Genomic DNA, 6,400 nt, shown 5'->3' with positions numbered 1-6,400 from the left:
CTCAATCTGGTTTCTCAGGTCAGATTTCTGTGCGGCACTGGATACTCTTGCGTAAACGACTCCCACCACTAAGCGGACAGCCTCTTGGCTGCGTGGCCCGACCGCCAGGCGGTCATAGTGCAATGCCCATGGCGCGTGAAAATATTTTGCGTCAGCCTCAGGGATGAACAATGGTCAAGCAAAATATTTTTCACGGCAAATAAGAGCTTACCTTTTCCTTTGTGCCTTTGTGGTGCAGTCTTTGGCAGGGAGTAGGTGTTCATGTCTACCCTGAGAAGGTTCTCACTCGCTGCTTTTTGGTCTGCCGTCACTGCCATCGGATATCAAGTCCGGTAAAAAGGTGGCTTTGGTATTCATGACAGCGTTGCCGGGCCCATTACTGTCGGCGTTATCTTGCCTGGCTGAATGGTGCGGTGAATCAAGGCCTCCAGGAACAGCACGTTTTCGGACAGGGTTTGTACCTGGCTGTGCAGAGATCACCTGGAACTGAGTGGGCGGATAAACGTCAAATAGAACATGTTTACTGTCGTCAGTTTCACTAGCGCCATAATCAGGCAGATACGGTAAATTATCAAAATGACAACACTTCCGATCTTTCAGACACTGGTTAACCGAGCTTCTGGCGATGTTCCAGCAACAGGGTGCACAACTGGCGGTTATGGCAGAAGTCCCTAAACAACACTTCGGGGCGGTGGCAACATGTCCCAGAAAATAGCATCCTGCACAGCACAATACTGTGCTAAATGCCATACAGAGTGTCTGCTGCAAATCGTCACGTTCTTTCTCACAGTTTTCACAGCGCTGAAAATTGTTTCCCCCCCGGGGTCGGGGTTGGTAATTGCTTATAGTATGCATGGTCAGATAATTCCAGCTTGCCTGATTTATCATTGGAGCGAATTTATTACCGGTAGTTCCCGACCATGCAACTGTATTACGCCAAATTTACCCCAATCCCACAACTGACAAACTGGCTATGCTCGTATGCTTCACGCAGCAAATCATCAAGGCTTTTGGTAATGGCGAAAGTTCCCCCTGACGCTCATATGTAAGACAAAACACACCTGAGTGCTGGCCTGCAGATTGCGGGCTTGCCAGAAGGATCTCAGTTTTCTTTCTCTTTGGGCTGTGTACCGTATCCGATAAGAAAATCTTCTATTATGTCCACAGCGGTAAAGTCAGCTGTTGTATTGATAGCGTCGGCGCCATTGCTGTCAACATTATCCTCGCTGACTGAGTGGTAGGGTGAAGTGAGACAGCCCTGAGGGTTCTGCACGGAGTTTGAATCCGGCTGTACTGTGATTAACCCAAATTGTGCCGACGGCAAGGTGTTCACCAAAAGCCGTCCCCTGGCATCAGTTGCTCTGGCGCCAGAACTATCGCTCTCGCCATAATCAGGCTGAAACGGCAAATTATCAAAATGACAGCACTTCCGTTCTTTCAGGCACTTGTCAACACTGGCTCCGGCTTTATTCCAGCATCGTGATGCACAACAACCGGTAAATAACACACCAGACATAAGAGAATCCGGGTAGCTGCCACCACACATCAAGCCACAAAAACTGCATCCGATACACGTTGCCAGGCTGTATGCCAGCCAGAACGTTCGCTGCAAATTTTCACGTCCTTCCTTACAGGACTGACAGCGCTGAACATGGTTGCGCCCCATGGGCTGCGGGCTGGGTTGGTAATTGCTGAATGTATTCATGGTCTGATACCTCCTGTTTTTCACTTTCCTCAGACCGGGTTTATTGCCGATTGTTCCCAGCCAGGGTATCCATAAGCCCCTGTTAATTCTCCAGCCAACATCGCTAACCGGCGCAATGCTATAATTTTCAGATCAATTAAAAATCACGGAAGATAACTATGAACAGCAACGGAATGGGCTCGCTGACCAAATTTCAAATCCATCAAATCGAAGGTTTGGCGTCCAGAAAAGATTCTGATAAACATGTGCTGGTGGCCAAAAGCAATGGCAGGGAAATCACGTTTACTTCTGTAGAATCAAAGGTCAACTCTGAAAACAAGCAGGAAAAACCTGTGAAAGGTTCTGATTTAGCGGTAAAAGCCCTGGGTTTAAAGGATCGGAAAGTCTCGCCAAAATTTGCACTCAGGCTCATTAAAGCCTACCAGGAAAAGGATAATCAGTCCGTCAACCCGAGAGATTTGCTCCTCCTTATAGACCACGTCGATGATACTTATCTAAAGTCCGATGGTTCAACATCCCGCCCGGATAGTGCTGAAGACCACAGAAGTTCATCCAGCACATTGCATTCTGGCTGGGGGTCAACAACCAGTCTTGATAGTGGATACGATGGCAGTGTTTTTGGCAGTACGGAGTCCATATACGAAAATGCAGATTTCCTCCGGGATAGAGCAACTTCCCCTTTATCAGAAAAAGTGACTGAATTAATTGACAAGGAAGATTATATAGGCGCACATGAGAAAATGCGGCAAGAGAGTCATGAGGCCATAAAAGGTAACCATATTACCGATGGGCGATGGAAGAGATTTGGCTATGGCGATGAGAAAGTAGGATTCGTACCTTTACCGAAAAAAACAGCCTTGACAATTGATGGTAATTATATTCCCGCCAATCGAATCTATATGACCAATAACAACTATGTCGCCATCCAGGCACCTAAAGAAAATTTTGGCGGTGACATCTGGCGAGCAGCTCTTGATTCCGATTCAAAGTGCAGCGTTATTTGTGATCTGACCGGAAAAAAGGACAAGATCGATCGTAAAGGAGGAAGTCTTGAATCGTATTACCCAACCGGAGAAACAGACCCGGAAACCGGAAAAGCCAAATTAGAAATCAACCTTGATAATGGGATTAAAGTAAAACTCAAATCCCGATCGCAAGGAGATGGCTATACAAAAAATATCTATGTTGTTACCGATACCTTGAGTGGCAAAACCAGCGAGCTACGAAGATATCATTACTCCAGCTGGCCGGATCACGGAGTACCCATTGGAAAAAACAGTAAAGACTCTCTGCTCAAGTTTGTAGAAGCACTGCGCCGTCACCAGAATAGGGACGAATATTCAGGCAACACAATGGTGCACTGCGTGGCAGGCGTTGGCAGAACCGGAACGCTCATTGTGTTAAATGAAATCTACCAGGACATACTGTCCGGAAAATATGAAAATAAGAAGGAACTGGATCAAGCAGTATTCAAAGCTATTCAACAAGGAAGAAATGACCGCGGACCCGCCTTTGTCCAACAAGGGGAGCAGATCCAATTTATCATGGATACCGTTCATACATGGCACGAACAGTGGCGCAGCGGAGAAAACATTATTCCCCGGATATAGCTGCAAAGTCAGAGTTACAGGTGCCTGGGGCTGGTGACCTGTACAGGTGACTGAGTTCACACTAACCACCAAGTTCCTCGTTCAGGGCTATAAAGTAATCAGCAGCCAATCATCAGTGGCTGCCGATTCAGCAGAACATCCCACAATCAACTGTCATCCCCCCATCTTGGCACATTCCTGACAATGCCTGTCTATAAAAGGGAAGGGTCAACGGATAACTGGATTCTTTACACCTATTGCGGCGTGCCCTGCGGGATATAATCAACCGGTGGCGGGAACTTTTCCAGGAGACTGTTAACCGACGTTGTAATGTACTCTCTCTGCTCTTCAGGCGACATATCCGACGTTAGTCGTTGGCTGGCAATCCCCTGCCAGATGACATGATGATTGGCCGGGTCAATAACATTCAATGTCAGGCGACCTACCTCATAACTGTTTACCACAACTTCCGATGGCCAGTTGGTCATCATCCACGGGTAAGGGCCATAGTAGAACCCACTGGAGTAGAACCCACTATTGTATGAAGTGCCCTGCAATTTGGACTTTTCCGTAAAGCCCCAGCTCAACCACAGGCTTGCCTGTTGAGCGGGCACTTCCTGCAGCCCTTTTGCCGCCAGATCCTGTGAAACCTGCCAATGAACTCTTTGCGCCATCAGGCTCAGGATGCGGTTATCATTATCCCTTCCCGGTTGGAACCAGGCCCATGTTGTCATGAGAGGCCAGTTAATCTGCTGGTTATAATCCCAGCTCACTTCAGGTTTGGCGGCACAACCGGTCAGGAAAATAGTGAACAGAACAAATGGGATAAGGTACTGCCTCATTATGCGCTCCTGTTAAACAACAATCCGCTATTAGTCGACCGTCAGGTGCCCTTTATCGTAGTACGCCGGGTCATGCCAGTGCTTGGTGATATGGGCTTTTCGTTTCTCAAGACAGTGATGCAGCTTGCTCAAATACTCCTGTTTATCCTGTTCTGAAAGACTTTCGTCGTCTTTAGCTTCCAGCCAGGCGCTTTCTGCCTCCTGAAACTCAATATCCAGCTCTTCCAATTCTTTATACCGATTCATAACAACCCCGACGATTAAGTACAGATTCAAAACTCAATGAGGCGCTCAAGCAACTGCCCGGCGTTCTCATGAATCAGGTCTTTATTGATATGGTCGCCAAGCGGCACATGTTTTGCTACCAGAGGCAGTATTTCACCCAGTAGTTTTGGGGGAGCACAAACACGCAGGGTCTCAAACTGGTGCAGGTCATGGGCATGGTTAATAGACTTGGCCAGCATATGGGCAAAAGTGACAGACTCATTGACTTTTGGCGAGTTATCCGTGCCCACCATGCGAACATTACTGCCAGTGGATGAAGCGACAGAGTGGCCGGGGCCTGATGTCACGAACTCATGCCGTTTCCATCGGCCTTCTTGATGATCAATCTGGTCAACCAGATCAAGCACTCTCTTGTGTCGGTCAAAACGATAGACCTTGGCTTGGCTGTTATCGGCAACCAGTACCCAGGATGATGCCATAAGTATGCACCTCTAAACGACTCGCGAAGTACGATAACGATAGTCCAATGATTCAGGAATTGCCTGTTTTTACTGTTGAGAAGTTATTTTCTGGATGGATTTTCTCTTTCTGCAGAGAACAGCCAAAAAGACTTTTAATGTGAAATAGATAGTAAAAAAGATAGAATACCTGAAAAAGAAAAATGAACCGGGCAAAACAATAAGAATAGTTTGGAGTCTGTCATGAGTACCAGACATGAAAATCTCGACAGTGTCCCTTCTCCCCGGGGAGAAATGACCTTGAAAGTTCTGGCGGATCACCGTTCCGTCAATAGCAGTGGTGATGTTTTTGCTGGCTGGGTAGCCATGCATCTGGATCAGGCCGGGGAAGTCTGTGCCCGCAAGGCCGCCAATGGTGCCAGGGTGGTCACGGTCAGTATTGGCAGTATGAGTTTTCTCAGACCAGTTCAGACCGGCGATCTGGTGGGATTCTTTACCCGGGTGACAGATATCGGCAAAACATCGATCAGGGTTGTTGTTGAAGGCTGGATAGAAAACCACCATGGCTGGGAGAAACTGACGGAAACGACAATGGTATTTGTTGCCATTGATCGAGGTGGACGAACCCGGCGGATCAGGAACCCGGAATAAACCCCGGGAGGCTGTCCGAGAATAGACTGCCACCCTCGCTACGGGGACGCTTGGTCGGGCGCTATTCTCGGACAGCCTCCTGGAGGATCGGCGAGTCGCTGATCCTCTTGGCTCACTCTGAGAGCAAGCCTTCAGATACACCGAGTCCGGGTCACAAAAATTCCATGAATGGCAAGCTCCAGATCATCCCCCGATTGCAAGGGTCCAACACCTTCCGGCGTTCCGGTCAGCACGATATCTCCCGGCAACAATGTGAAATGCCTGCTGATATAACTCAACAGCCCTGGAATAGAGGTCAACATATGCGCCGTTGTCCCTTTCTGCCTTGGCTCTCCATTGACCGACAGGGAAAACTCGAGATTGCCGGGATCTTTAATATGCTCAACGGCCACAAATCCGGATAGCGGACAACTGTTGTCAAAGGCTTTGGCCACTTCCCAGGGCAGACCTTTTGACTTTTGCCGGGCTTGCAGCTCACGCAGTGTCAAATCCAGCCCAAGGCCAACAGCCATGACAGCCTGGCTGGCCTCATGCTCACTGGCATCGGTCAGAGGCTCCCTGATCAGCAGGCTCACTTCTGTCTCATGATGTACCAACCCACGATTACGGGGTAATTTCACCGGCTGTTCAAGGTTAACCATGGCGGTACCGGGTTTAATAAACAGGACCGGATCATCAGGCAGGGGATTATTCAGCTCCTGAACGTGTGCCGCATAATTGCGTCCTACACAAACCACCTTCCCGACCGGAAGGCCAATACGGTCGCCACTGATCCAGCGGTGCCTGTACTGCATAATGCATCCCTTATTAACTCCGGTGATGAAAAATGGAACGCACAATACGCGCCAACATCATTCGGATATTTATTATTCGTTCCAGGAGGCTGTCCGAGAATAGACTGCCCTTCGCGGCAACTGCTCCTGCGTTGCT

Annotated in this window: 8 protein-coding genes; 2 read left to right on the top strand and 6 right to left on the bottom strand. The window is 48.6% G+C overall.

Translation table 11 applies throughout. The features are described from left to right. Nucleotides 1–282 precede the first annotated feature (282 nt). Nucleotides 283–855: a hypothetical protein gene (locus KDK14_RS07835; RefSeq protein WP_257264529.1), complete on the bottom strand. Its 573-nt coding sequence runs from the start codon at nucleotides 853–855 to the stop codon at nucleotides 283–285. 247 nt (nucleotides 856–1,102) lie between these two features. Next, entirely contained in the window at nucleotides 1,103–1,705 is a 603-nt protein-coding gene (locus tag KDK14_RS07830; protein ID WP_257264528.1) for a hypothetical protein, read from the bottom strand. Between the two features lie 158 nt (nucleotides 1,706–1,863). On the opposite strand from KDK14_RS07830, the gene KDK14_RS07825 reads away from it, so the two are divergent. Further along, entirely contained in the window at nucleotides 1,864–3,315 is a 1,452-nt protein-coding gene (locus tag KDK14_RS07825) for a tyrosine-protein phosphatase (RefSeq protein ID WP_257264527.1), read from the top strand. 233 nt (nucleotides 3,316–3,548) lie between these two features. Here the strand turns inward: KDK14_RS07825 and KDK14_RS07820 are convergent, their stop codons facing one another. The 3 genes from KDK14_RS07820 to KDK14_RS07810 are packed head-to-tail and all read right to left on the bottom strand — an operon-like array spanning nucleotide 3,549 to nucleotide 4,840. After that, the gene (locus KDK14_RS07820) at nucleotides 3,549–4,136 is read right to left on the bottom strand and encodes a DUF4136 domain-containing protein (RefSeq protein WP_257264526.1); all 588 of its coding nucleotides are present in this window, start codon (nucleotides 4,134–4,136) and stop codon (nucleotides 3,549–3,551) included. 30 nt (nucleotides 4,137–4,166) lie between these two features. Beyond that, nucleotides 4,167–4,382: a hypothetical protein gene (locus KDK14_RS07815; RefSeq protein WP_257264525.1), complete on the bottom strand. Its 216-nt coding sequence runs from the start codon at nucleotides 4,380–4,382 to the stop codon at nucleotides 4,167–4,169. Nucleotides 4,383–4,408: 26 nt separating this feature from the next. After that, nucleotides 4,409–4,840: a host attachment protein gene (locus KDK14_RS07810; protein ID WP_257264524.1), complete on the bottom strand. Its 432-nt coding sequence runs from the start codon at nucleotides 4,838–4,840 to the stop codon at nucleotides 4,409–4,411. A 222-nt stretch (nucleotides 4,841–5,062) separates the two neighbouring features. Here KDK14_RS07810 and KDK14_RS07805 point away from each other — a divergent pair, with 222 nt between their 5' ends. Beyond that, entirely contained in the window at nucleotides 5,063–5,470 is a 408-nt protein-coding gene (locus KDK14_RS07805; protein WP_257264523.1) for an acyl-CoA thioesterase, read from the top strand. 131 nt (nucleotides 5,471–5,601) lie between these two features. Here the strand turns inward: KDK14_RS07805 and KDK14_RS07800 are convergent, their stop codons facing one another. Next, complete coding sequence (locus KDK14_RS07800; protein ID WP_257264522.1) at nucleotides 5,602–6,264, bottom strand: fumarylacetoacetate hydrolase family protein; 663 nt, start codon at nucleotides 6,262–6,264, stop codon at nucleotides 5,602–5,604. Nucleotides 6,265–6,400: the final 136 nt, after the last annotated feature.

The sequence above is a fragment of the Endozoicomonas sp. ONNA2 genome, assembly GCF_024606365.1.
Taxonomy (GTDB): domain Bacteria; phylum Pseudomonadota; class Gammaproteobacteria; order Pseudomonadales; family Endozoicomonadaceae; genus Endozoicomonas.
Note: the sequence above shows the minus strand (reverse complement) of the source record. Positions and strands in the feature narration are given on the sequence as shown.